Here is a 24,056-nt window from a genome sequence, read left to right on the forward strand (position 1 = left end):
ACTCCCGATTAGATTAGTGGTCTTCTTTCTTGGCTTGTGGTTCAGAAACCTGATCATCTTCATCGTCATCGCGACTTTCGATCACGCCATGCGTCTCTTTCCATTTTTCCCAGCGCTCAAACGCCAGCTCTTGCATGTCAGTGGCTCGATCGGCTTCATCGACGATTTCTTCCCCAACCAGATGTTCGAAGATATCTTCCAGTGTCAGAATTCCCTGTATGGTGCCGTATTCATCAACAACCATTGCTAGCTGGAGGCGTTTCGCCATCATCTGCTCAAACGCTTTTGGCAGAGATAGGTTGTTCAGTAAAACGTGAACCGGACGCATCACGGCTCCTAGTTGTTTTTCGCCACAGCCCGCTTGCTGAAGTTTAAACATCTCTAAGCGGTGAACAAAGCCAATGATATTGTCTTTGGATTGGCTGTAAACCAGCGGGCGAGAAAACGGTGTGTCTTTATGCTGAGAAAGAAACTCATTAATACTCATTTCAGCATCAACACGGAATACAACTGGGCGTGGTGTCATGACCTGAGTAACAGGCACGTCTTGAATACCGAGAAGGTTAGTGAGGATCTTAGTCTCACCTTCCGCAAATTCACCGCTCTCTTTAGCCAAGATAGCCATCGCTGATAATTCGTCGCGCATCTTAGGCGCTTGATGACCGCTTGCTAGGCGTTTGGTGATTTGCTCTGAGAACCACACAAACGGTGTTAGCGCCCATACCATCCAACGCAGGGTCACCGCCGCTAGAGGAGCCAGTTTACGCCAATAGGTCGCACCAATTGTTTTTGGCACAATCTCAGATAACACAAGAATACCTAGCGTCAAGACGCCAGAGAATACGCCCAGCCACTCACTTCCGAAAACAACAGCCGCTTGAGCACCTGCACTGGCCGCGCCTATGGTGTGAGCAATGGTATTCAGAGTCAGAATTGATGCCAGTGGACGATCGATATCTGCTTTTAACTTTGATAACTTTTCTGCAGCAGGATGCCCTTGCTGACGCAGTTGTGCCAGATAACTGGGAGTAATACTCAGAAGTACTGCTTCGAGAACCGAGCAGATAAAGGATACGCCAATCGCAACAGAGACGTAGATGGTTAGCAGTAACATACATGTCCTATATCAGGTTTATACCACCACCGAATTTTGCAATGTAACCATTAAAAATATCAATTGCTAAATGAGCTACTATGCCTGGGCATTATTGGTGTGAGTATTTTATATTCGCTTCAGGCCCCACAATATCAGGCTTCATGGGCTTTCCACGTTCTATAAGTAAGGTTCATTATGATTAAAAACAAGCCTCTGGATAGGAGAGGAAAGTAACAAATTGTGAGTTATTACTCATATTATGGTTAAAAGTACGTCATGAAAGCTAAAGATCGCTTACAAACCTTTGCCAGATGGGGCATTTATGATTTAGAGTGAGATGAATTCGATAACATATGAGAAGGGAAACCTAATGAACAAGACCCAATTAATCGACTTTATCGCAGAGAAAGCAGACCTATCTAAAGCACAAGCTAAGGCTGCTCTTGAAGCAACTCTTGATGGTGTAACTGATGCACTTAAAGAGGGTGACCAAGTTCAACTAATTGGTTTTGGTACATTCAAAGTAAACCACCGTGCAGCTCGTACAGGTCGTAACCCTAAAACAGGTGCTGAGATCCAAATTGCTGCTGCAAACGTTCCTGCATTTGTTGCAGGTAAAGCTCTGAAAGACGCAGTGAAATAATTGATAATGCGCCAAGGTAGTTTTCTGTCTTGGCGCATCACTGTCATGAAAAAACGTTTATTTTCTTCACTAATCACCTCTTTTATCCTTGGTTGCTCTTCCAACGCCCCTACATCCAACTTAACCCAACTCACTAGCTACACAGGTGGAAAGAGCATGGGTGATGCCACAAGCCTGTACTGGTATACCGAAAAATTAGCCTCTCCAAGTACGGCTGCAGATTATGTCACGGCTGGAGATTATGGCTGGTATAAGACAGACTATCGCTGGGCTGAAGGAGAACTTCGAGAGTTGATTCGTGAAGGTGAGCAATTGAAAGGTGAACAAGGGCTGGTGAAATACAGTGTGCATGTTCGCTTTAACAAGGAAGGCGAAGCGGTTTATCAGCAGTATCGTCTAGATGGAAAAGTGTTTCCGGTGAAGCCTGATGAGCTCGAGCGTTACAAGAATGATGCCGTGACTGTGGCAACAGTAACGAAAAGGCAGGATAAAAAAGGTCAGGAGTTGATTCAAGGCTATTGGGATGGTTCAACGTTTGAAACTTGTTCTGGTCAGAGTTATTCCCGATTGGAGTTTAATCAGACACTTCCGTCATTTGTGGTGAGTCGCTTAGCTGGAGTGGATAACTATGTGGCTTTTCTCGGTTCTACGCGCACCAATCGAGTCATTGTTGAAGATTTACTCATGCTGGCAGATGAAGAGCACTCGTGTATTGAAAGACCTAGTTTATTGTCTGATTAAAATATAAAAGGCGCCTTAAGAGGCGCCTTTTTTGATACTGAGTGATTATTTGCTTTGTTCGCGCTCTATCGCTCGGTAACCAATGTCATTGCGATGGAACATTCCAGTCCAACTGACTTGCTTAGCCAGCGCGTACGCTTGCTGCTGAGCGTCTGAAACACTATTTCCAAGTGCCGTTGCACATAGCACACGACCGCCATTCGTCACAATGTCGCCAGCTTCGTTGTTCGCTGTACCTGCGTGGAAGATCTTCTGACCTTCAACTTCGGTAGCAGGTAGAGAAATTACTTCACCTTTTGCGTAGTCTGCTGGGTAGCCCCCTGCGGCTAGAACCACACCGATAGACGCACTTGGATCCCATTTAGACTCGGCTTCATCAAGTTTCTCGTCGATAGCCATCAGACAAAGCTCAACAAGGTCAGATTCCATACGCATCATGATTGGCTGGGTTTCTGGATCGCCAAAGCGGCAGTTATACTCGATGACTTTCGGTACACCATCTTTGCCAATCATAAGTCCAGCGTAAAGGAAACCAGTATAAGGGTAGCCTTCAGCATCCATGCCGCGCACAGTTGGGTAGATGACTTCTTCAAGAATACGTTCGTGGATCTCTGGGGTGACTACTGGTGCCGGAGAGTAAGCCCCCATGCCACCAGTGTTAGGACCAGTGTCTTTATCGCCAACACGTTTGTGGTCTTGGCTGGTGGCCATAGGTAAAACGCTCGCACCATCAACCATAACGATGAAACTGGCTTCCTCACCGTCTAGGAACTCTTCGATCACCACACGGCTGCCGGCTTCACCAAAGGCGTTACCTGCGAGCATGTCTTTGATGGCGTCTTCCGCTTCTTCAAGCGTCATTGCAACGATAACACCTTTACCTGCAGCAAGACCGTCTGCTTTTACAACAATAGGAGCACCTTGTTCACGAACGTAAGCAAGAGCTGGTTCAATCTCAGTGAAGTTAGCGTAAGCCGCAGTTGGAATATTATGGCGTGCAAGGAAATCTTTGGTGAACGCTTTAGACCCTTCTAGTTGCGCAGCGGCTTGAGTCGGGCCAAAAATAGGTAATCCCGCTTCACGGAAAGCGTCAACCACCCCAATAACGAGAGGTGCTTCTGGGCCAACAATCGTCAGCTCTATTTGTTTCTCTTGAGCGAATGCAACCAGCTCAGAAATCGCTTCTACACCTATGTCTACGTTCTCAAGTTTAGGCTCCAGTGCTGTACCTGCATTACCAGGTGCAACGAATACGGTTTCAACGTTTGGGTTTTGTGCTGCTTTCCAACCTAAAGCGTGCTCACGACCGCCAGAACCAATGATAAGTACATTCATTTATTTATCCTTTGACAGCTGCGCCATATTGCTAATCTCTGTGTCGAGCTTGCTCATTTATACTTATACATTCTCTATAAGTAAGAGGGCGAGCTGTACTTAACCTTAACAACATGGCTTTGCTCTAAAATGAAAGTTTCTAAAACTAAGAGTATTTCAAATTAGCTAAATTAGATTAATTTTGCTCTTCTCGGAGCGCCGCGTTCCCGTTTCCAGAAGCGAAGCGCTCGCTTCTTTCTAGTGGCGGAAGTGACGCATACCGGTAAAGATCATTGCCATACCGTGTTCGTCCGCTGCAGCGATAACTTCGTCATCACGCATAGAGCCGCCCGGTTGAATTACACACTTGATGCCTGCTTCTGCTGCCGCATCGATACCGTCGCGGAATGGGAAGAATGCATCAGAAGCCATTACGCTACCGGCAACTTCTAGACCCTCATCTGCCGCTTTAATGCCCGCAATTTTCGCAGAGTAAACGCGGCTCATTTGGCCTGCGCCTACACCGATAGTCATGTCACCTTTCGAGTAAACGATCGCGTTAGATTTCACGTACTTCGCTACTTTCCAACAGAATAGGGCATCTTTCAGCTCTTCATCAGTTGGTTGACGCTTAGAAACCACTTTAAGGTCATCTAGGCTTACCATGCCTTGGTCGCGCTCTTGAACTAGTAGGCCTCCGTTAACGCGTTTCACGTCAAAACCAGTCGTCTTGGTTGACCACTCGCCACATTCAAGTAGGCGAACGTTCTTCTTGGCTGCCACAACTTCGATTGCTTCAGCAGAAACAGATGGTGCGATGATAACTTCAACGAATTGGCGCTCAACAATCGCAGATGCTGTTGCTGCATCAAGTTCGCGGTTAAACGCGATGATGCCGCCAAATGCCGATGTTGGGTCCGTTTGGTAAGCGCGGTTGTACGCTTCAAGGATGTCTTCGCCAAGTGCAACACCACATGGGTTTGCGTGTTTTACGATCACACACGCTGGCTCATCGAACTCTTTTACGCACTCAAGCGCTGCGTCAGTGTCTGCGATATTGTTGTACGAGAGGGCTTTACCTTGGATTTGTCGAGCAGTGGAAACCGAAGCTTCTTCAGGGTTTGCTTCAACGTAGAAAGCAGCTGCTTGGTGGCTGTTCTCACCGTAGCGCATGTCTTGCTTCTTCTCGAATTGCTGATTGAATGTGCGAGGGAATTTGCTCTCTTCGTCACCTTCTTTGTTCTCGCCGTAGCTAGGAACCATAGTGCCGAAGTAGTTTGCTATCATGCCGTCATAAGACGCGGTGTGCTCGAATGCCGCGATAGCGAGGTCGAAACGTGTTTCTAGTGTAAGAGACGTTTCGTTTGCGTCCATTTCTGCGATAACGCGGTCGTAGTCGTGTGCATTTACAACGATCGTTACGTCTTTGTGGTTTTTCGCCGCAGAGCGAACCATTGTTGGACCACCAATATCGATGTTCTCAACCGCGTCAGCAAGCGTACAGCCTTCTTTAGACACAGTTTCAGCAAATGGATATAGGTTAACGACAACCATATCGATAGGGTTGATGCCGTGTTTTTCCATCACATCATCGTCTTGACCGCGACGGCCTAAAACACCACCATGAACCTTTGGGTGAAGTGTTTTAACGCGTCCGTCCATCATTTCCGGGAAACCCGTATAATCGGATACTTCTGTGACAGCAATGCCTTGCTCAGCAAGCAAGCGGGCAGTACCACCTGTGGATAGGATATCGACATCGCGTTCAGCGAGAGCTTGGGCAAACTCAACAATACCTGTTTTGTCTGATACGCTGATAAGGGCGCGGCGAATTGGACGAGCGTTGTTCATGCTTCCATCTTCCTCAAAGTCATGGAGTTAAACTAAAGATATTTGCCAAAAATGAACTTGTTCTTATCTCTCAGGGATAAAATATTGGCCAGTTTTGGTAAAGACCTTTTTGCCAGTCGAAACTGGGCAGATATTAGACTCTAAACTTGATGGCGCACATTCTAACTAATTTATTACAAAAAAGCTCGCGCAATCGTTTGGCATCGCAAAAAAAATTATGAAAACCGTGCTTTTTAACTTAAAAAGTAACGAGATAGTTAATAAGGAAAGTTATGTTTCAGATTGGAGAACTGGCAAAGCGTTGTGGTGTGACGACCGATACTTTGCGTTTCTACGAGAAAAATGACCTGCTCCGTCCTATGGGACGCAGTGAATCGGGGTATCGTCTTTATAATGAAGAAAATCAAAAACAGGTCGGATTTATTCTAAAAGCCAAAGATCTTGGGTTAAGTTTGGAAGAGATTCGCGAGCTGTTGGAGATAAAGCTAGAAGCCACCGAACATAGTTGTGCGGAAGTCAAAGCCATTACCTCAGCAAAACTCGAATTAATTGATGAAAAGATTGCAGAGTTGACCCGTATCCGCAAGGCATTGAAGAAAATCAACGATGCATGTTGTGGCCATGTTGATGATGATGCAAGTCATTGCTCGATTTTAGGGGCGCTGGGTAGTGAAGAACGCTCCTCGACGTGTTGTGATGAGCTTTAACTCGCTTGTCGAATTTTGGCTTGAATCGCAGACTGAACCTTCATGTCCGGCAAGTTATCGTGATAGAGCGTAACTTGGTTACGACCCGTCTGCTTGGAGTAGTACATCGCTTTGTCTGCTTGAACCAACAGCTCTCTTACATGAGAGATATCTGAGGTCACTTCTGCGATACCAATACTGACAGTTGGATGAATGATATGGCCGTCGACATTGCAGGGGGCATTTTCAATCGATTGTCGTATGCGTTCGGCAATGTCATAAGCTTGAATGGCGTTTGTGTTTGAAAGTACAATGCCAAATTCTTCGCCGCCAAGTCGCCCAATGTAGTCGCTGCCACGAATCTGCTTCTGGCACAAGCTAGCAACCAGAGTAATGACCTCATCACCAGAAAGGTGGCCAACTTGATCGTTGATTTCTTTGAAGTGATCAATATCGATCATTAAGCATGACAGATTACGCTGAGTCTCATTATAGCGTTGCAATTCTTGTTCAAGAGATTCAAGGAATGCTCGGCGGTTGAAAATGCCAGTTAGCTCATCCGTTTCAGAAAGGCGTTTCAGCTCTTCCTGGCGGCGATAGTTGCTTGTGATATCACGCTCTTGCCACAAGACATACTGAGTACCATCTCCTAAGCATAGGGGCTTAATGGTGGCTTCGAACCACATGTCTTCAGAGCCATTTAGCGTTTCCAGCTCATCAATGGATAGTTGTAAGCATTCAATAGGGCTGACACTGTACTGCACAACCAGCGGTTTGGCTGATTCACTAACATCTTTTATGTAACTGAGTAGTTGGTCGGCTTTATCCTGTGGAAGGATGTCGTGTAGCGCTTTGTTGGCGTAACCATTTTTTTCAAGGCTAACTGTGTGGAACGTTCCCCCAAAACCCTCGATAAAGCGCCCCGATTGCTCTAACACGAAAAGTCGGTCAGGAAGTTCATTTAAAATCAGGCTTAGCCATTCTTCCCTTTGCTTATCAAGCATATAGTTTTATCCAACAACAGATGAACACCGCATTATATCTAGACAAGTAGTGATGGCAATCGTGATAGATCACAGTTTGATTACTATTTACTCACTTAAATGGCATGAAAATGAGACTCAATATGTGTTGTGTTTCTATGCTTAACTGTAGTCTCAAAAATGAAGCAGTGAGTGAACAAGTGAGTCGTACTAAAATTATAAAACTAATGGCATTTTATAAATGAAATGCGGCAGAAACGGAAAAAGCCGACTCTAGCTGGAATCGGCTTTCTCAAAATAAAATTCGTCAGAACGTATTAGTTCATGCCGTATTTTTTAAGTTTCTTGCGAAGAGTACCGCGGTTAATACCCATCATAGTTGCTGCGCGAGTCTGGTTACCGCGAGTATATTGCATGATGGTATCTAGCAGTGGCTGTTCAACTTCAGCTAGAACTAATTCGTATAGTTCTGTGACTTCTTGGCCGTTTAGTTGAGCCAAGTAGTTTTTAAGAGACGCTTTAACAGAGTCACGTAATGGTTTCTGAGTAATCTGGTCCTGTGACGTTACTGTAGTTACTGTTAATGCTTCTGAAGTCAGATTTTGTTCGAACATATTCGGTCTAGCTCTTCTCTTAATTATGATGCAACGTTTAGCCATTATATCTGAAGCGATTACTTCAAATAGTTAGGCTTTATCAAAATACGCTTCTAACGCTTCAAGTTGCAGCTCTGCTGCCTCAATCGCGTTGAAGGCACGGCGAAACCCACTTGCTTGCTCATGCTCTTTTAGATACCAGCCTACGTGCTTGCGCGCGATTCGCGGCCCTAAGTACTCCCCATAGAAATCGTGGAGAGCATTCACATGACCCAGCAGAATGTCCTTCACTTCCGCGGACGGAAGATCTGGCATTGTGGTGCCGTTTTCCAAAAAGTATCGGATTTCCTGGAAAATCCATGGACGACCTTGGGCGGGACGTCCAATCATCAGAGCATCCGCACCGGTGTACTCCAGTACGCGCTTGGCTTTCTCTGGGCTATCGATATCACCGTTTGCGATAACGGGTATCGAAATTGCCTGCTTGACGGCTCTGATGCTGTCATATTCGGCCTCACCTTTGTACATACATACTTTTGTTCTGCCATGCAGAGCAAGTGCTTGTATGCCGCAGTCTTCGGCTAATTTAGCGATTTGGACACAGTTCTTATTGTCTGGGTCCCAGCCTGTTCGGGTTTTGAGTGTCACAGGGACATCGACTGCATTGACCACCGCTTTCAGGATATCTTCGATGATATCTGGGAAGCGAAGCAGTGCAGAACCGGCAAGCTTCTTATTCACTTTTTTTGCTGGGCAGCCCATGTTGATATCGATGATTTGCGCACCGTTCTCAACGCTAAACTGCGCAGCGTCGGCCATCAGTTGTGGATCAGCCCCCGCAATCTGTACAGAGCGAATGCCCGATTCACCTTCATGGACCATGCGCTGCTTGGATTTTGACGTTTTCCATAGCTTTGGGTTTGAGGACATCATTTCACTGACGGCCATCCCAGCACCATAGCGAAGGCATAACTCTCGAAATGGTCTATCAGTCACTCCCGCCATAGGGGCGACGATGAGATTATTCTTAAGTTGATGATTTCCGATTTTCAAAACGTCTTCACAGCTTAGTACCAGCAAGGGCGCGCATTTTACGCATTTTTTTCCGCTGTGAAAAGACTAATATTTGAGCATTTACAAATTGTTTTTGTAATTTGTATGAATTTCAATCAATTAGCCTTGAAAGTCTTATCTAGCCTTGCTTTCGACCAGAGATTCGACACCACTCATTTTGCTCCTTGATAGGATCAATGTGAAGTTCATCACGGTAATAGTTAGCGACATCTTCAGCCTGTGTATCCAGCACGCCGGACATCGCCAGCTCACCATTTGGTTTGACCAAAGACTTAATAACTGGCGACAACTCACGGAGTGGTCCGGCGAGAATGTTCGCGACGACGATGTCAGCGATCAGACCTTCTGGTTGATCTTGTGGTAGGAATACCTCTAGTTTCTCAGCAACACCATTACGTTCAGCGTTGTCTTTAGAGGCAAGCAGGGCTTGAGGATCAATATCGATCCCGATGACCTTTTTGGCACCGAGCTTGATCGCAGCGATCGCTAAAATGCCAGACCCACAACCAAAGTCGATCACTGTTTTGCCTGACATGTCCAGTCCTTCCAGCCACTCTAGGCACAGAGCCGTGGTTGGGTGAGTACCAGTACCAAAAGCGAGGCCCGGATCTAACATCACGTTGACAGCATCCGGCTCCGGGACGTCTCGCCAGCTTGGACAGATCCATAAACGCTCACCAAACTTCATTGGGTGAAAGTTGTCCATCCACTCTCGTTCCCAGTCTTTGTCTTCCAACTGCTCTACTTTGTAAGCAAAGCCTTCTGGTAGCAAGTTGCTGTTCTTGGTCTGTTCAATGATAAACTGGGTATCTGATTCTGCGTCGTACAGAGCGAGAATATCCGTATCACCCCACAGACGAGTTTCTCCCGGCAAAGGCTCAAATACTGGCGTGTCGTGCGCATCCAAGAAGGTCACAGACAGTGCTCCTGTTTCTTCCATTAGCATATCGCCGATTTGTTCAGCGTTGTCGTTGGTCGCATTGAGTTTGATTTGAATCCAAGGCATGGGTATGTGCTCATGTAGATAGTTAGATTTAAATTTGCGCAGAGTGTAGCAGAACTCGGAAGTTTATTTGAGTCCAGAATATGCTGAAAACAAAAATGCTCACCGAAGTGAGCATTTGTATGGTGTCAGTAATCGAATTACTGCAGACCCAGTTTCTTCTCTAGGTAGTGGATGTTAGCACCACCATGTTGGAAGTTTTCGTCGTTCATGATGCTTTCTTGCAGCGGAACGTTGGTCTTGATGCCTTCGATGATCATCTCACCGAGTGCGTTCTTCATACGAGCGATGGCAACATCACGGTTTTCACCGAATGTGATCAGCTTACCGACCATTGAGTCATAGTGCGGTGGTACTGTGTAGCCCGTGTAGATGTGCGACTCCCAACGAACGCCCATACCGCCTGGCGCGTGGAAACGCTCGATCTTACCTGGTGAAGGTAGGAAACGCTCAGGGTCTTCTGCGTTGATACGACATTCAATCGCATGGCCGCGGATCTTGATGTCATCCTGTGTGAATGACAAAGGTTGGCCTGCTGCAACACGAAGCTGTTCTTTGATCAGGTCAACACCAGTCACCATTTCTGTTACTGGGTGCTCTACCTGAATACGTGTGTTCATTTCGATGAAGTAGAATTCGCCGTTCTCGTAAAGGAACTCGAAAGTACCCGCACCGCGGTAACCAATTTCCAGACAAGCACGTGTACAACGTTCACCAATGTACTTACGCATTTCTGCTGTGATACCCGGAGCAGGCGCTTCTTCAACCACCTTCTGGTGACGACGCTGCATAGAACAGTCACGTTCACCTAGATGGATAGCACCGCCTTGACCATCAGCAATTACCTGTACTTCAACGTGACGTGGGTTTTCTAGGAATTTCTCCATGTAAACCATGTCGTTATTGAATGCTGCTTTTGCTTCTGCACGCGTCATCGCGATAGCTTCTACTAGATCAGCTTCAGAGCGAACCACGCGCATACCACGACCACCGCCGCCACCAGAGGCTTTGATGATAACTGGGTAGCCGATGCGTTTAGCGTGCGCTTTGTTCGCCGCTTCATCATCGTTTAGAGGGCCGTCAGAACCTGGTACACAAGGAACGCCCGCTTTTTTCATTGCTGTGATAGCAGAAACCTTGTCACCCATGATGCGGATCGTTTCCGCTTTCGGGCCAACAAAGATAAAGCCGCTACGCTCAACTTGCTCTGCAAAGTCTGCATTCTCAGACAGGAAGCCGTAACCAGGGTGGATAGCGATCGCGCCCGTTACTTCTGCAGCAGAAATGATACGTGGGATGTTCAAGTAGCTATCGATACCGCGAGCTGGACCGATACAAATTGCCTCATCAGCAAGAAGAACGTGTTTCAAATCACGGTCCGCTGTTGAGTGTACGGCAACGGTTTTGATGCCTAATTCTTTACATGCGCGAAGAATACGAAGCGCAATTTCGCCTCGGTTCGCGATGACTAATTTATCTAACATAAGAGACAGCCTCTATTATTCGATAACAACAAGTGGTTGGTCGAATTCAACTGGCTGACCATCGTCAACTAGGATTGCAGTAACTACACCAGATTTGTCTGCTTCGATTTGGTTCATCATCTTCATTGCTTCAACGATACATAGAGTTTCGCCAGCGGTTACTGATTGACCTACTTCGATGAATGCTTTCGCGTCTGGGCTTGGAGCACGGTAGAAAGTACCGACCATTGGAGAAAGCACTTGATGACCCGCTGGTACTGCTGGCGCTGCTTCTGCTGCTGGAGCAGGTGCTGCTGCCGGAGCTGCCGCAGGAGCTGCTGGTGCCGCTGCAACTGGTGCTGCGTATTGAATTGGAGCTGGTGCCGCCGAACCGTTACGGCTGATTCGTACCGACTCTTCACCTTCAGAGATTTCTAGCTCAGCAATGCCAGATTCTTCAACTAACTCGATAAGCTTTTTGATTTTACGGATATCCATCTTTTCTTTCTCTTTTATCTTGTGAATAAGACAGCTCTTGGTGAGCTGCAGAGTGTGTTCATTTACTGTGATAGTAATTAAGTTACTGTGCCTGCAATGTGTTTACGGCAGCAGACAAAGCGAATTCATAACCTTGTGCACCTAGGCCGCAAATCACACCTTGTGCCTTATCTGAGAGATAAGAATGATGGCGGAAAGGCTCGCGTGCGTGCACGTTGGATAAATGTACTTCAATAAATGGGATAGAAACGCCGAGCAGGGCGTCTCGCAGAGCAACACTAGTATGTGTGAAGGCTGCTGGGTTGATGATAATGAAATCAACTTTGCCAAAAGATTCGTGGATTTTCTCAATCAGTTCATATTCGCGATTTGATTGCAGATGCTCTAGTTCAACACCAGCTTTGTGGGCTTGCTCGGTTAAAGTGTCGATAATCTGTGGTAAGGTTTGAGAACCATAGTGACCCGGTTCGCGTAGACCCAACAGATTTAAATTTGGACCATTTAAGACAAGAATGCGTGATTTAGCTGTCATTGTGCTGCCATCTTCCTACTTCATGATATGAACTGGAATCTTCCCATAATATTGCTGATTCAGCGTGATTATATTGTCAAATTTCACGCTGGTTCTTTAAAATAGACCAAGATTATAGCCAATTCAGCGCATTTAGCAGCAATTTACTGGTCTAATCTCCCGTTTCTGAGATGAAAAACTGCAACCAAGGTAACAAATTTGATTGCTTTGTCTTGGACTTCAAGTCATTAGATATGTTCCTACAAATAAAAAAACCGCCACAAATGTGGCGGCTTAATCTTGTCTTGCTATTTCTATGCAAGTTCTGCTTTTTCGGCGATTAACTTGTCAACAACGCTTGGATCGGCCAGTGTCGAGGTGTCGCCTAAGTTGCTGGTATCCCCAGTGGCTATCTTACGCAGGATACGACGCATGATCTTACCGGAGCGAGTTTTCGGCAGAGAATCTGTCCAGTGCAGCACATCTGGCGTAGCGATGGGGCCAATCTCTTTACGTACCCAGTCCTTCACTTCTTTGTGCAGCTCTGCTGATGGGAACTCGCCATCGTTCAGCGTAACGTAGGCGTAAATTGCTTGCCCTTTGATGTCATGCGGAATACCGACAATCGCCGCTTCTGCAATCTTATGGTGTGCCACCAGAGCTGATTCGATTTCTGCGGTACCCATACGATGCCCAGAGACATTGAGTACGTCATCTACACGACCTGTGATCCAGTAGTAGCCGTCTTCGTCACGACGCGCTCCGTCACTGGTGAAGTACATGCCTTTGAAAGTAGAGAAGTACGTTTGCTCAAAGCGCTCATGGTCGCCGTAAACAGTACGCATTTGACCTGGCCATGAATCAAGGATCACCAAGTTACCTTCTGCTGAGGTCTCCTCAATAATGTTACCCATGTTATCGACTAACGCAGGCTGTACGCCAAAGAATGGACGAGTGGCAGAGCCGGGTTTTAGTGCTGTGGCACCTGGTAGTGGAGTGATTAGGATGCCACCAGTTTCGGTTTGCCACCAAGTATCAACGATTGGAGATTTCTCATTACCAATCGTCTTGTAGTACCACTCCCATGCTTCAGGGTTAATGGGTTCACCCACTGAGCCCATGATGCGCAGGCTGTCACGAGAGGTACCAATGATCGCTTCATTGCCTTTTGCCATCAACGCGCGAATAGCGGTTGGCGCAGTGTAAAGAATATTGACTCGGTGCTTATCAACGACTTCACTCATGCGGTTGGTGTTCGGGTAGTTTGGTACTCCTTCGAACAGAATGGTTTTGGCACCATTAGCCAGAGGGCCATAGATCAGGTAAGTGTGACCTGTGATCCAACCTACGTCAGCGGTACACCAGAAGGTTTCACCTGGCTGGTAGTCGAAGACATATTTGAAAGTCATGGTGGCGTAAACTAGGTAGCCGCCTGTGGTGTGAAGGACACCTTTAGGTTTACCCGTTGAACCTGATGTGTAGAGGATGAAGAGTGGGTCTTCCGCCTTCATCTCTTCTGGCGGGCAATCATCTGATACAGATGCTGTCGCTTCATGCCACCAGACATCACGATGCTCATGCCAGTCAACATCGCCGCCAGTGCGCTTGAGCACTAATACTTTATCGACCGTTTTCACTTCTGGGTTGGTCAATGCTTCATCAACGTTTTTTTTCAGTGGAACCGCTCGACCACCACGCACACCTTCATCGGCGGTAACAACGACTTTAGCATCTGAATCGATGATACGTCCCGATAGGGCTTCTGGTGAGAAACCACCGAAAACAACCGTGTGTACGGCACCTATGCGAGTACACGCTAGCATAGCAACAGCCGCTTCAGGCACCATTGGCATGTAAAGACACACGACGTCGCCTTTACGTACCCCTTGTTCTTTGAGAGCGTTGGAGAAACGACATACTTCTTTGTATAGTTCGTTGAATGTCAGTGCTTTATCGTCTGCTGGGTCGTCACCTTCCCATATGATTGCCACATCGTCACCGCGCTCAGCTAGGTGACGGTCAATACAGTTTGCAGAGACGTTGAGCGTACCATCTTCAAACCAGCGAATATCGACATGGCCTGTATCAAATGAAGTGTTTTTGACTTTGGTGAAGGGTTTAATCCAATCAACAATCTTACCGTGTTCATTCCAGAATCCCTGAGGATCAGAGACTGACTGCTGATACATGGCGAGGTAGGTATCATTATCCGCATGGGTCTTTGTTTTGATATTTTCTTTTACCGGATAAATATGGGCTTCACTCATTGCTTTTCTCCTTGGGCTTAATTCATAACGAATTGAGCAAATGTTCGTTTAAAACGTTTTTCACGTTTGTTGACATTTCCTATATCTGTAACTTTCTAGCACCAAGCGTAATTCGACAATTAGACTTTAGGATGAGAGGCCTGATTCTGCTTTATATTGGTGGTGCTATGTTTGATTTTGAGAGTTGGATCGTAGGAAATACTCAACGGTTGTAAGGCAGACTCAAACTGGGAAGGTCTCCCTTGGTTAGACGAACGAATATCAACGCCGCTGATATAGCATCTTGCAACGCGTCGTGCTTACTTTGTATGGGCAAGTCTAGATGCTTGCAAATGGCTTCCAGACTCAGGTCGAAATAAGCGTTGGGTAGATGTTTTTCCAGTTTGTCGTGGTAAATCTGGCTGACCTCAATCAAAGGGTTAGGAAGAGGGAAACCGAGGTGACGTTTACACGCTAGATCAAGAATCTTTTTGTCGTAGCGAATGTGGTAACCCACTAATGGTCGAGTGCCGATGAAAGCTAACAAGCGTCTCAATGCCTGTTTCTCATCGATACCATCGGCCAGATCTGAATGACGAATCTGATGGATCTTCACTGAGCTAGAATCCAGAGATTGTGGCGCTCTTAATCTCACTTCGAAAGGTTGACTAGTGATGATGCGATTATCGATGATTTTGGTTGCTGCAATGGTGACCAACTCAGCACGCTTTGGATCTAAGCTAGTGGTTTCACAATCGAGTGATACGTACTCACCTTTTTGGACTGAGGCAAATAGGGGCTGATATGGGGAGTTTCTCAATTTATGATACCAGTAACGGCGCTGAATCCAGTTCATCATTAGTCTCGAATTTGATAGTGATAGCCAAGGAACTGTTTGAATTTTTTGACTACATGTAGGCTGTGGCGTAGTAAGTCACGTTCTGTGCGTTCTAGAAGTTTGAGGTTGATGTGGTTATGGCTGTGTTGATTGGCGACCTGCTGGCTAAGACGTAACTTAAAGAACAGCTTCAAAGCTTCATTGAGGTTATCTGCGGTTTCCGGCTCCAAGATGCGTTTACTGCGTAGCGCATCAATTCGGTCAAAGGTGTTGTTTTCCTCTAAACCATATTCCAGTGTTAAGATTCGAATCCCGTGGACGATTGGAAAAATACCGCCAATTTTTAGATCGACCCCTTGCTTATTTGATTTGACGTTGCCAAATAGAGTCAGTGGTAGAGAGAACTGCAACGCTGGTCGAGTAAAGTCCTGTAGCGCCAGCATATTATTCAGCATCAGTCCTTTGAGGTGTTCTCGTACAGGTTTGAGTAACGCCTTGTTGCCCGCGACAGCGTGAGCATCAGTGAAAATGGCCAGATCCATGACATGCTCGGCAGAAGACGGCTTAGACCAGCGTGTTAATGTTGTCTGCCAGTCACTCTGACTTTTCACCCATTTCGGGTTGTTGACCATCACATTACCCGGGCAAAGTGGGTAGCCTAGTTGCTGTAAGGTGTGCGTCAGCTGAGCCATAATCGTGTTGCACTGATGCCATTCCAGTCCGTCTTTGATGATCAATGCATTGTCTTGGTCGGTTTTTAAGATCTGTTCCCCGCGCCCTTCTGAGCCTAAAACGATCAGACAACAATGATCGTGCAGTGCAGGTGGAACAATAAGCTGAAACGCTTTTTCTATGATTTGTTCGTTGACCGCAGAAATCAACTCCATGATAAAGCGAGTACGAATCCCGTTTGCTAGCAGACTATCGACCAACTGACGTTGGCGATTGGAGGCCAATGCCAGTTCTTCAATGCTCGAAGCGCGGGCTATACTTAAGGTTAATACATGAGAATGGGTTGAAAAGGCACTGAGAATCTGGGTCATATCCAGCATACCGACCGCTTTTTTACCGTCCGCCACCAGAACTCGTTTCAAACGCTGACGGGTCATTTTAATCATTGCGTTAAACAGAAAGTCGCCATCGTCGACGTGAATGACTGGGAAGGTAGCAATTGCGCTGACCTGAGTATTTAGCGGATATTCGTCAAGCATCACGGCATGCAGCATGTTGGTGCGAGTGACGATAGCAAAAGGTAGATGACTTGGAGTGTTAGTCAAGCGTGGGTCGTCATCGTGGAGTCTGACCAAAGCGGCATCAATCCCGTTCTGCTTTAATATCTGAGTAACCTCATTAAGCGGCTGCTCAGGACTAAGAATCATCGGTGGGTGATAGATATCACGGTCCACTTTAGTGAGAATAAACTCGGCCAGATTTTGTTGTTGTTGCGCAGCTTCAATTAGTTGCTGACGTTTAGCAAGATTATTATCGAAATAGGCCGCAAACTGGCCATTTTGGTTATAAAGCTCGAGAAAGACGGATTTAGGCAACAAATAAGTGAGCGTATCTTCCAGCGCGACGTAGTGATGGCGGACTTTGCCTTCAAACAGCGCGCGCACATCAAATAAGTCATCATTGGCGTAATGGGCAAAGATTTCCTCTCCTTTGGCACTGCGTTCTTCTACCGTTCCTTTAATCAGAATATGAAGATGCTGGCTGTTTCCACCGGTTGCCAGCAATACTTCTTTATCTCGGTAATAGGCCACATCCAGTGAGGCACGCAGCTTGCTCTGCTGTCGTTCGTCTAGGCGATCAAACGGAGGAGAGTGCATATTGAATTTATCTGGCATACCGAACCCGTGTGAGAAAAGAAACCTTACTCTAAGTGTGACAAGTTTCCTTTTAAGTGCCAGACGACTTTGGTCGAATTACTCTGATTTAGGATGTCTGTGCGGAAACAGATTGGTGAGTAATCTTCCCTTTTTATTCAGCAAATAAGCAGAGATAATGCGGCATCCGCTCTCATATCGCATTCAGAGGTCAAAATGCTTAATCCGTCTCCCTATGGCTGGATATCTCAATACTTTTTCGGATTCTTTTTTGCCTATGGTGTCTATCTGCCATTCTGGGCGTTGTGGTTTGAGGAGCAGGGCGTTTCAGCTACCGATATCGGCTTACTCGTTGGCATTGGTTTTGCGACTCGTTGTGTCGCCAATATGGTGCTAACGCCGCGTATCCATAAAGTTGAGCACCTAATGCCTGCGCTGCGCTGGCTGAGTATTGCTGCCCTAATTTTTATCGTTTTCCACTTCTTTACGGGCGGTAGTTTTTGGTTGATGGCGGGTGCCACTGTGCTATTTAACCTTTGCTGTGGGCCGATTGTGCCACTGTCTGATGCGATGGCGAACTACTACGCGCGGCTGAAGATGCTTGACTACGGACGTGCCCGGCTGTGGGGATCCGTTGCCTTTATTGCAGGCTCTACGGTGGTCGGCTATCTAGTGGCCAAATTCGGTACGGATATGATTTTGTATACTGCGCTAGCGGGGGTGTTTTTTGCTATTTTAGTTGGGATGCGCAACACCAGCCCGATGCCTGTCACGATGGAAGAGGAACAGGCAGAAAGACCGAAGCTGCTGGAACTTCTAAAGGAACCGTCGGTTTTGAAGTTCCTCGCATTAGCCGCTTTGATTCAGGGCAGTCATGCTGCTTATTACAGCTTTAGCTCAATACACTGGAAAGAAGCCGGGCACTCTGAAGATATTATCGGCTATTTATGGAGCTTAGGTGTGATGGCGGAAGTGGCGGTTTTTGCGTTGAGCAAACGTCTGTTTGCCGGTTGGTCGTTACGTGCCCTGTTTTTAGTCGCTGCGATGGGTGTCGCGGTACGTTGGGGATTGACCGCTTCGACAACAGTACTGTTAGGACTAGTCCTCATCCAATTACTCCATGGTGTGACTTTTGCCGTGGCGCACATCGCCGCTATTCAGTATATCCAGCATTCGGCGCCAAGAAAAATGGTCGCTCTGCAAGCGCTATACAATGCGATCCCGCTAGGCGCTTTTATCGCTCTGATGACAGCTTTGAGTGGCTGGGGATATGAGAATTGGGGCGCGAACATTTTTTGGGTGATGGCGATGATGGGCATTCTGGCATTGTTTATTCGTGTTGAACCAAAACGCGAACGTGCCTCAGTTATCGACGTTAAAGCACAGAATTAAGCGGAACTGTTTGAGTTCGATTCGCTTCCTTAGTTAAATGAAACCTCTCCAATATGGAGAGGTTTTTGTTTGTATAAACAAAGCAGCGGAACTCAATTCGATAAGGAAATCAGATGCAAGGTTGGCTAGTGATCACCGTATCGCTGATGTACCTCGGACTACTTTTTCTCATCGCTTGGTATGGCGATAAGCAGCATCGTTGGCTAGCTCGCTGGCGGCCGTGGATCTACAGTTTGTCGATTGCGGTCTACTGTACTTCGTGGACCTTCTACGGCACAGTGGGGCAGGCCAGTAACAACCCGTGGTCGTTTCTCCCGATTTATATCGCGCCTATCTTAGTCTTCACCCTTGGTTGGCGTGTGTTGGCACGTCTGATCATTACCGCTAAGCGCGAGCACATCACATCGATTGCCGACTTTATCGCTGCTCGCTATGGTAAATCTCAAGGTTTAGCCGTCGCCGTCACGCTGATTGCCGTCGCGGGGATCTTGCCTTACATCGCTTTACAGCTGCGTGGTATTACCATGGGGCTTGAGATTGTCTCTCCTGAATTACCAGAAGCATTCAATGCTCAGGGCATGGATGTATCTTGGTTTGTGGTTGGTGCATTGGCGATATTTACCATGTTGTTTGGTACGCGCCACATCGACAATACTGAACACCATCGCGGAATGATGATGGCAATCGCATTTGAGTCGATCGTCAAACTGATAGCATTTCTCGCCGTTGGGTGTTTTATCCTTTATCTGGCGCTCAATCGCAGTGATATTGAGCTGATTTCGATAGCCTCTGACACCTATCAGTCACCAAACCTACCGACATTATTAATTCATACTGTGTTGACCATGATGGCGATTGTCTGTTTGCCGCGTCAGTTCCATACCATGGTGGTGGAAAACGAGCGCGCGCAGGACTTGCATACTGCACGCTGGTTATTTCCTATATACCTGGTGATGATGGGGATCTTTGTTCTGCCTATTGCTTGGGTAGGGCAGGGTTTGCTAAGTAGTGCGAGCCCTGATACGTATGTGATCAGTTTGCCTATGGCCGTAGGTGCACAGGATATTGCTTTGCTGGCTTTTCTCGGTGGAACGTCTGCCGCTAGCGGCATGGTTATTGTCTCGACCATTGCTTTAGCCATTATGGTATCGAATGATTTGGTGATGCCACTTTTGCTGCGTCGAATGAAGCTGGCTCAGAGAAATCATCGTCACTTCTCTGGCCTATTATTGGTTATTCGGCGTGGCTTGATTTTACTGCTGTTACTTGGTGCATGGGGATTCTATCATGCACTGGGTAGTAGTCATTCTTTGTCTGCGATCGGCTTTCTATCATTCGCTGCGATTACTCAGTTTGCTCCGGCTCTACTGGGTGGAATGTATTGGCGAAAAGGCAATCGAAAGGGAGTCTATGTTGGCCTAGCGTTCGGATTTGGTTTATGGCTTATCACTCTGATGAGTCAGACTGATATGTTGGCTGGTGATGCCAACAGCAATTTCCTTCTTTGGCTAGTGACACCGCCAAAGGCCTTGCAATCTTTTGGTATCGAAGGTTCTGATTGGGGAATTGTCCTCAGCATGATAGTTAATGCGCTGTGCTATGTATTGGTGTCTCTAATGACGCGTTCGAGTTTGAGTGAACGTCTTCAATTAGCATCCTTTGTCGGTACACCCATGCCTGAGAATGAGAATATCAGCCTCTACCAGAGTCGAGTGACGGTGGGTGAGTTGGAAATGCTGGCATCACGGTTTGTTGGCCGAAAGCGGGTACGTAGCGCCTTTGAACAGTATTGGGCTCAGCAGCACGAAGCCATGATGCCTAATCAGCAGGCCACCGCGAGTTTCATTCGTCACACCGAGCGAGTACTGGCTGGTGTTTTTGGTGCCTCTTCAGCAAAATTGGTTCTTACCTCTGCTCTGCAAGGGCGCAACATGCAGTTAGAAGAAGTTGCGACTATTGTCGATGAAGCTTCTGAGTTGTATGACTTTAGCCGAGGTCTCCTACAAGGAGCGATTGAACATATAGGTCAAGGGATCGCTGTGGTGGACAGACAGCTTAGGCTGGTAGCGTGGAACCAGCGTTATCTGGAGTTGTTTGTATTTCCTCAAGGGTTGATCCAGGTGGGTAGACCGATCGCGGATGTCATTCGCCACAACGCTGAGCAAGGGCTGTGTGGTCCTGGCGATCCAGATGATCATGTCCGTCGTCGCATTTATCACCTTGAGCAAGGCACCCGTCATACGTCTTCACGAGTCCGACCTGATGGTCGGGTTATTGAAGTGCAGGGAAATCCGATGCCAGGGGGGGGCTTTGTGATGAGTTTTACTGACATAACGGTATTCCGTGATGCAGAGCAGGCACTCAAGGATGCCAATGAAAGTTTGGAAGAGCGAGTCCATGAACGAACTCAAGAGCTGGAGCAATTGAACAAACAGCTGGTGTCTGCCACTCAACGCTCTGAGCATGAGTCTCAATCGAAATCGCGCTTTCTTGCGGCGGTCAGTCATGATTTGATGCAGCCACTTAATGCTGCCCGTTTGTTTGCTTCGTCATTATCTGAGGTAGCACAACAAGAGGAAACTAAGCGCCTCTCAAAGCATATAGAAAGCGCCTTGGAAGCCGCTGAAGACCTGATCGGTGACTTGCTTGATATCTCTCGTTTGGAGTCGGGCAAGCTCGATATCAATGTGCATGGCTTTGCCATTAATGACGTTCTTTCCAATCTAAACGCTGAATTCAGTGCGCTAGCAAAACAACAGGGGATTGAATTTGAAATGGTGCCAAGTCAGTTGATAGTCCAATCAGACCCGAAGCTGCTTCGCCGAGTGATACAGAACTTTCTGACCAACGCTTTCCGTTATAATCCCAAGGGTAAGGTAGTGCTCGGGGTAAGACGGGTTGGACAACAAGCGAGGATTGAAGTCTGGGATAACGGTGCGGGTATCGATGAAGACAAGCAACAGGAAATTTTTGAAGAGTTTACCCGTGGTAGTCAGGTTCGTTCGGATCAAGGGCTTGGACTTGGGTTAGCAATCTCGAAAGGTATTGCCCACGTGCTTGGACATCAAATATCTATGCGTTCATGGCCCAATAAAGGCAGCGTGTTCTCAATCGCACTCAATCGCAGTGAAGAGGCTTTGGTACGGCCGCAAATCGTGCCCTCTGCTGCCGTCTCTGACCTCTGTCACCTCAATGTACTTTGTGTCGATAATGAGCAGGAAATCTTGCTTGGGATGGAAAGCTTGCTGGCACGTTGGGGATGCAATGTACGCACGGCGACCGATATTGTCACCAGCCTGCAGTGCATCGACGAAGAATGGCTGCCGGATGTCATTCTCTCCGACTATCGTCTGGATAACGGTCGCACTGGGCTTGAAGTACTACAACAATGTCGGCTGCGTTTAGGAGATAGCTTTAAAGGAGTGATCATCAGTGCTGACAGAACTAACGACATGATGGAAGGTATCAAGTCTAATGGGTTTAGCTTCATTCCTAAACCCGTTAAACCACTCAAACTCAGGGCTATTCTAAATAAAGTGGCATAAATGCAAGTAAGGCTTTGTAATAGGAGGGTGATATTGCGTGATCAACTATTGGTACTCTAACTACTTTCTGAGCAATACTTTTTCAACTCTATGATCTTGACCTTTTTTCAAGATCAGCTGAGCCCGCCCTCTGGTCGGTAAGATATTGGCCGTAAGGTTGATGCCGTTGATGGACTGCCAGATTGAGTGTGCTTTGTCGATCGCTGCTTTCTCAGTCAGTTCGGTATAGTGACTAAAGTAAGACCCCGGTTTGGTGAAGGCTCCTAAGCGAAATTTCAGGAAGCGTTCTACGTACCATTGTTCAATAACATCGCACTCTGCATCGACATATAGCGAGAAGTCGAGGAAATCTGATACAAACACGCGATGTGGATCGTGTGGATAGTCCATACCACTTTGTAGAACATTCAGCCCTTCAATGATCAGAACATCTGGACGGTCTACCACTTTGACATTGTCGGTAATGTCATAGGTGATATGTGAGTAGACGGGAACCTCGAGATTAGGTTTTCCGGCTTTTACATCCGACACAAACTCAACCAAACGCTTGATATCGTAAGATTCTGGAAAACCTTTACGATGCATGATTCCGCGGTCGTTCAAGACCTTTTTGGGGTAGAGGAAACCGTCTGTTGTTACTAGTTCAACCTTAGGGTGGTTTTCCCAGCGAGAAAGCAGTGCTTTAAGAAGACGAGCCGTTGTGCTTTTGCCTACGGCAACACTACCTGCAATGCCAATAATAAAAGGTGGTGCGCTCTCTTGGTTGTCCAAAAAGTTGTTGAGAACAGAATTACGGCTTTGCCTAGCGGCAACATATAAGTTGAGCAAACGTGCAAGTGGTAGGTAGATCTCGACGGCTTCTTCCATGGTTAGGTTTTCATTGACGCCCTGCAGCTCGATAAGGTCCTCTTCGGATAGCGTCATCGGGACAGAATTTCGCAATTCGGCCCATTGCTGACGATTAAAAGAGAGATATGGCGTCATAGTCTTCCTAACTGAGATTCGCGATAGAGAGCTGCGAAAATACAACAACCTGCGCAAATTGCCAAATAACTCGGCGGAGATAAGCGCTTTTATCGAGTGAATTGTGCGATTTTTCAGCAAACAAACAGAAACTGGCTAAAATCGCATTTTTTTTTAAATTAGCTATTGCAAGGTAGAGATTCCTTCAATAGAATGCGCACCACTTATGCCGACTTAGCTCAGTAGGTAGAGCAACTGACTTGTAATCAGTAGGTCACCAGTTCGATTCCGGTAGTCGGCACCATTTCTCAGTTTTAAGCGAAATGGATTAAAAATTTGGAGGGGTTCCCGAGTGGCCAAAGGGATCAGACTGTAAATCTGCTGGCACTGCCTTCGATGGTTCGAATCCGTCCCCCTCCACCATATTCCTTAAGGAAATAGCTCTCAGAGTTACGTGTTGCGGGCATCGTATAATGGCTATTACCTCAGCCTTCCAAGCTGATGATGCGGGTTCGATTCCCGCTGCCCGCTCCACTCTAATTTGAGTGCTGATATAGCTCAGGTGGTAGAGCGCATCCTTGGTAAGGATGAGGTCGGCAGTTCGAGTCTGCCTATCAGCACCAGCTCTTAAGCAAAGCTTTCCTTTTGATACTTTCTTTCGACTAAACTACGTTTAGTGTTTGAAAGTAAGTTTTTCACCAATACTTTTTGGTTGCGTGGTCATCAAAGCCACCTAAATCCGTACCTAGAGGGACAACTCATGTCTAAAGAAAAATTTGAACGTACG

The 24,056-nt window shown here is 46.8% G+C and carries 19 protein-coding genes and 4 tRNA genes; 9 read left to right on the forward strand and 14 right to left on the reverse strand.

Features of this window, described 5'->3' with window-relative positions; genetic code table 11:
* Positions 1 to 13: 13 nt before the first annotated feature.
* Complete coding sequence (locus OH455_RS17310) at positions 14 to 1,114, reverse strand: CNNM domain-containing protein (protein WP_045977718.1); 1,101 nt, start codon at positions 1,112 to 1,114, stop codon at positions 14 to 16.
* 352 nt (positions 1,115 to 1,466) lie between these two features.
* Here OH455_RS17310 and hupA point away from each other — a divergent pair, with 352 nt between their 5' ends.
* Together hupA and OH455_RS17320 are read left to right on the forward strand one after the other, a co-directional pair.
* On the forward strand, positions 1,467 to 1,739 hold the full coding sequence (gene hupA / locus OH455_RS17315) for a nucleoid-associated protein HU-alpha (RefSeq protein ID WP_021707210.1): 273 nt from the start codon (positions 1,467 to 1,469) through the stop codon (positions 1,737 to 1,739).
* A 45-nt stretch (positions 1,740 to 1,784) separates the two neighbouring features.
* A complete protein-coding gene (locus OH455_RS17320; RefSeq protein ID WP_240457246.1) occupies positions 1,785 to 2,480 on the forward strand; it encodes a DUF1481 domain-containing protein in 696 nt (231 codons plus the stop codon).
* A 45-nt stretch (positions 2,481 to 2,525) separates the two neighbouring features.
* Here the strand turns inward: OH455_RS17320 and purD are convergent, their stop codons facing one another.
* On the reverse strand, positions 2,526 to 3,815 hold the full coding sequence (gene purD / locus OH455_RS17325) for a phosphoribosylamine--glycine ligase (protein WP_269982241.1): 1,290 nt from the start codon (positions 3,813 to 3,815) through the stop codon (positions 2,526 to 2,528).
* A gap of 237 nt (positions 3,816 to 4,052) precedes the next feature.
* The gene (gene purH / locus OH455_RS17330; RefSeq protein WP_269982242.1) at positions 4,053 to 5,645 is read right to left on the reverse strand and encodes a bifunctional phosphoribosylaminoimidazolecarboxamide formyltransferase/IMP cyclohydrolase; all 1,593 of its coding nucleotides are present in this window, start codon (positions 5,643 to 5,645) and stop codon (positions 4,053 to 4,055) included.
* A 272-nt stretch (positions 5,646 to 5,917) separates the two neighbouring features.
* Between purH and zntR the strand changes: the two genes are divergently transcribed.
* Entirely contained in the window at positions 5,918 to 6,352 is a 435-nt protein-coding gene (gene zntR / locus OH455_RS17335) for a Zn(2+)-responsive transcriptional regulator (RefSeq protein WP_269982243.1), read from the forward strand.
* On the opposite strand, the gene OH455_RS17340 is transcribed toward zntR, so the two are convergent.
* The 10 genes from OH455_RS17340 to OH455_RS17385 all read right to left on the reverse strand — a co-directional run bounded on the left by OH455_RS17340 (position 6,349) and on the right by OH455_RS17385 (position 17,390).
* Positions 6,349 to 7,335 carry a GGDEF domain-containing protein gene (locus OH455_RS17340; protein WP_269982244.1) on the reverse strand — a complete coding sequence of 329 codons (987 nt, stop codon included), beginning with the start codon at positions 7,333 to 7,335 and terminating at the stop codon, positions 6,349 to 6,351. The genes zntR and OH455_RS17340 overlap by 4 nt on opposite strands.
* Before the next feature lie 296 nt (positions 7,336 to 7,631).
* On the reverse strand, positions 7,632 to 7,928 hold the full coding sequence (fis, locus tag OH455_RS17345) for a DNA-binding transcriptional regulator Fis (protein WP_000462885.1): 297 nt from the start codon (positions 7,926 to 7,928) through the stop codon (positions 7,632 to 7,634).
* Positions 7,929 to 8,000: 72 nt separating this feature from the next.
* Positions 8,001 to 8,963, reverse strand: coding sequence for a tRNA dihydrouridine synthase DusB (dusB, locus tag OH455_RS17350; protein WP_269982245.1), 963 nt, complete (start codon positions 8,961 to 8,963; stop codon positions 8,001 to 8,003).
* 139 nt (positions 8,964 to 9,102) lie between these two features.
* On the reverse strand, positions 9,103 to 9,990 hold the full coding sequence (prmA, locus tag OH455_RS17355) for a 50S ribosomal protein L11 methyltransferase (RefSeq protein ID WP_269982246.1): 888 nt from the start codon (positions 9,988 to 9,990) through the stop codon (positions 9,103 to 9,105).
* A 137-nt stretch (positions 9,991 to 10,127) separates the two neighbouring features.
* A complete protein-coding gene (gene accC, locus OH455_RS17360) occupies positions 10,128 to 11,471 on the reverse strand; it encodes an acetyl-CoA carboxylase biotin carboxylase subunit (protein WP_269982247.1) in 1,344 nt (447 codons plus the stop codon).
* Positions 11,472 to 11,486: 15 nt separating this feature from the next.
* The gene (gene accB, locus OH455_RS17365; RefSeq protein ID WP_269982248.1) at positions 11,487 to 11,948 is read right to left on the reverse strand and encodes an acetyl-CoA carboxylase biotin carboxyl carrier protein; all 462 of its coding nucleotides are present in this window, start codon (positions 11,946 to 11,948) and stop codon (positions 11,487 to 11,489) included.
* Positions 11,949 to 12,030: 82 nt separating this feature from the next.
* Positions 12,031 to 12,480, reverse strand: coding sequence for a type II 3-dehydroquinate dehydratase (aroQ, locus tag OH455_RS17370; RefSeq protein WP_006963271.1), 450 nt, complete (start codon positions 12,478 to 12,480; stop codon positions 12,031 to 12,033).
* A 293-nt stretch (positions 12,481 to 12,773) separates the two neighbouring features.
* Entirely contained in the window at positions 12,774 to 14,726 is a 1,953-nt protein-coding gene (acs, locus tag OH455_RS17375) for an acetate--CoA ligase (RefSeq protein ID WP_269982249.1), read from the reverse strand.
* Between the two features lie 202 nt (positions 14,727 to 14,928).
* The gene (locus tag OH455_RS17380; protein ID WP_269982253.1) at positions 14,929 to 15,561 is read right to left on the reverse strand and encodes a 3'-5' exonuclease; all 633 of its coding nucleotides are present in this window, start codon (positions 15,559 to 15,561) and stop codon (positions 14,929 to 14,931) included.
* Positions 15,562 to 15,563: 2 nt separating this feature from the next.
* The gene (locus tag OH455_RS17385; RefSeq protein WP_269982250.1) at positions 15,564 to 17,390 is read right to left on the reverse strand and encodes a DUF294 nucleotidyltransferase-like domain-containing protein; all 1,827 of its coding nucleotides are present in this window, start codon (positions 17,388 to 17,390) and stop codon (positions 15,564 to 15,566) included.
* Between the two features lie 195 nt (positions 17,391 to 17,585).
* Here OH455_RS17385 and OH455_RS17390 point away from each other — a divergent pair, with 195 nt between their 5' ends.
* On the forward strand, positions 17,586 to 18,761 hold the full coding sequence (locus tag OH455_RS17390) for a 3-phenylpropionate MFS transporter (RefSeq protein ID WP_269982251.1): 1,176 nt from the start codon (positions 17,586 to 17,588) through the stop codon (positions 18,759 to 18,761).
* A gap of 113 nt (positions 18,762 to 18,874) precedes the next feature.
* Complete coding sequence (locus OH455_RS17395; protein WP_269982252.1) at positions 18,875 to 22,306, forward strand: PAS domain-containing hybrid sensor histidine kinase/response regulator; 3,432 nt, start codon at positions 18,875 to 18,877, stop codon at positions 22,304 to 22,306.
* A gap of 60 nt (positions 22,307 to 22,366) precedes the next feature.
* On the opposite strand, the gene coaA is transcribed toward OH455_RS17395, so the two are convergent.
* Positions 22,367 to 23,290, reverse strand: a complete 924-nt coding sequence (coaA, locus tag OH455_RS17400; RefSeq protein WP_045977705.1) for a type I pantothenate kinase — start codon at positions 23,288 to 23,290, stop codon at positions 22,367 to 22,369.
* A gap of 207 nt (positions 23,291 to 23,497) precedes the next feature.
* Between coaA and OH455_RS17405 the strand changes: the two genes are divergently transcribed.
* The 4 genes from OH455_RS17405 (at position 23,498) to OH455_RS17420 (ending at position 23,892) form a co-directional block, all read left to right on the forward strand.
* Positions 23,498 to 23,573 (forward strand) — tRNA-Thr (locus OH455_RS17405).
* A 34-nt stretch (positions 23,574 to 23,607) separates the two neighbouring features.
* Positions 23,608 to 23,692: transfer RNA gene (locus OH455_RS17410), tRNA-Tyr, on the forward strand.
* A 36-nt stretch (positions 23,693 to 23,728) separates the two neighbouring features.
* Positions 23,729 to 23,803 (forward strand) — tRNA-Gly (locus OH455_RS17415).
* 13 nt (positions 23,804 to 23,816) lie between these two features.
* Positions 23,817 to 23,892 (forward strand) — tRNA-Thr (locus OH455_RS17420).
* Positions 23,893 to 24,056: the final 164 nt, after the last annotated feature.

This window comes from Vibrio sp. T11.5, assembly GCF_027587155.1.
In the GTDB taxonomy this organism is placed as follows: Bacteria; Pseudomonadota; Gammaproteobacteria; order Enterobacterales; family Vibrionaceae; genus Vibrio; species Vibrio neptunius.